1 rRNA gene is annotated in these 2,249 nt (G+C 54.8%); it reads right to left on the bottom strand.

The features are described from left to right. Positions 1–413: 413 nt before the first annotated feature. Positions 414–1,935, bottom strand: a 16S ribosomal RNA gene (locus tag ASF82_RS15035). Between the last annotated feature and the right edge of the window lie 314 nt (positions 1,936–2,249).

Below are 2,249 nucleotides of genomic sequence, written 5' to 3'. Positions count from 1 at the left end.
CTGAGTTGGTCTAAGAAATTGCACTTAGTATCACAAACCCGGTCACCAACCCCCTAAAGGGCCAGCTCGTGATTTGCGACTAAGATGCTCGCGTCCACTGTGTAGTTCTCAAAATACGGGCGGCACCAGAATCACCCTGCGATACATGCAAGACTTTCCTGGCCCAGAGGTAAAACCCCACACCCCGAAGAGCGTGGAAGCTTGGTCCCTCAGGACCCAACAGCGTGCATACCGTTTCACTTGTGCGCCACACCGTTCCACNACCTCCGAAGAGATCGTACTAAGCACTGCGCCGTCACAAAACGACCATTGTCAATGTTCCACCCATGAGCGCCAGCCAGAGACATTCGCTCCGGAACTGACTTGACCAGATGATCCCTGTGTAAACAGCAGGGCTGGTACATGCTCCTTAGAAAGGAGGTGATCCAGCCGCACCTTCCGGTACGGCTACCTTGTTACGACTTAGTCCTAATCACCGATCCCACCTTCGACAGCTCCATCCCACAAGGGGTTAGGCCACTGGCTTCGGGTGTTACCGACTTTCATGACTTGACGGGCGGTGTGTACAAGGCCCGGGAACGTATTCACCGCAGCGTTGCTGATCTGCGATTACTAGCGACTCCGACTTCATGGGGTCGAGTTGCAGACCCCAATCCGAACTGAGACCGGCTTTTTGGGATTCGCTCCACCTTACGGTATCGCAGCCCTTTGTACCGGCCATTGTAGCATGCGTGAAGCCCAAGACATAAGGGGCATGATGATTTGACGTCATCCCCACCTTCCTCCGAGTTGACCCCGGCAGTCTCCTATGAGTTCCCACCATAACGTGCTGGCAACATAGAACGAGGGTTGCGCTCGTTGCGGGACTTAACCCAACATCTCACGACACGAGCTGACGACAACCATGCACCACCTGTATACCGACCTTGCGGGGCGACCATCTCTGGCCGTTTCCGGTATATGTCAAGCCTTGGTAAGGTTCTTCGCGTTGCATCGAATTAATCCGCATGCTCCGCCGCTTGTGCGGGCCCCCGTCAATTCCTTTGAGTTTTAGCCTTGCGGCCGTACTCCCCAGGCGGGGAACTTAATGCGTTAGCTGCGACACGGAGACCGTGGAATGGTCCCCACATCTAGTTCCCAACGTTTACGGCGTGGACTACCAGGGTATCTAATCCTGTTCGCTCCCCACGCTTTCGCTCCTCAGCGTCAGTTACGGCCCAGAGATCTGCCTTCGCCATCGGTGTTCCTCCTGATATCTGCGCATTCCACCGCTACACCAGGAATTCCAATCTCCCCTACCGCACTCTAGTCTGCCCGTACCCACTGCAGGCTGGGGGTTGAGCCCCCAGATTTCACAGCAGACGCGACAAACCGCCTACGAGCTCTTTACGCCCAATAATTCCGGACAACGCTTGCACCCTACGTATTACCGCGGCTGCTGGCACGTAGTTAGCCGGTGCTTTTTCTGCAGGTACCGTCACTTTCGCTTCTTCCCTACTAAAAGAGGTTTACAACCCGAAGGCCGTCATCCCTCACGCGGCGTTGCTGCATCAGGCTTTCGCCCATTGTGCAATATTCCCCACTGCTGCCTCCCGTAGGAGTCTGGGCCGTGTCTCAGTCCCAGTGTGGCCGGTCACCCTCTCAGGCCGGCTACCCGTCGTCGCCTTGGTGAGCCATTACCTCACCAACTAGCTGATAGGCCGCGAGTCCATCCTTGACCGAAATTCTTTCCAACTCCTAGCCATGCGGCTGAAGCTCGTATCCGGTATTAGACGCCGTTTCCAGCGCTTATCCCAGAGTCAAGGGCAGGTTACTCACGTGTTACTCACCCGTTCGCCACTAATCCCCCCAGCAAGCTGGAGTTCATCGTTCGACTTGCATGTGTTAAGCACGCCGCCAGCGTTCGTCCTGAGCCAGGATCAAACTCTCCGTAAAAGAAAAAACAGACCAACCGGAAAAAGGCCGAATCTGCTGAATTTGATGCTGACCAAAGAACAAAACAATCTGACGATTGTTGTTGTCCATCAATCTCAAAGAAACCTAAACACCACTCAGAACCGAAGTTCATCACGATGCCAGGGTATAATTTGGCATTTGACAATGTGCACGCTGTTGAGTTCTCAAGGACCAAACGCACCCGGAACCCGACCTATATAAAGGCCCTCGTCCGAGGCAGCTGTGAAACCTTAGCACCGATCTTCACCATGTAAGACCACCGCTCTTCGACCCCCGTAAGGAGCCGGTGTCGC

It is taken from the genome of Frigoribacterium sp. Leaf164 (assembly GCF_001423665.1).
GTDB lineage: Bacteria > Actinomycetota > Actinomycetes > Actinomycetales > Microbacteriaceae > Frigoribacterium > Frigoribacterium endophyticum.
This window is presented reverse-complemented; position numbering and strand designations above follow the sequence as displayed.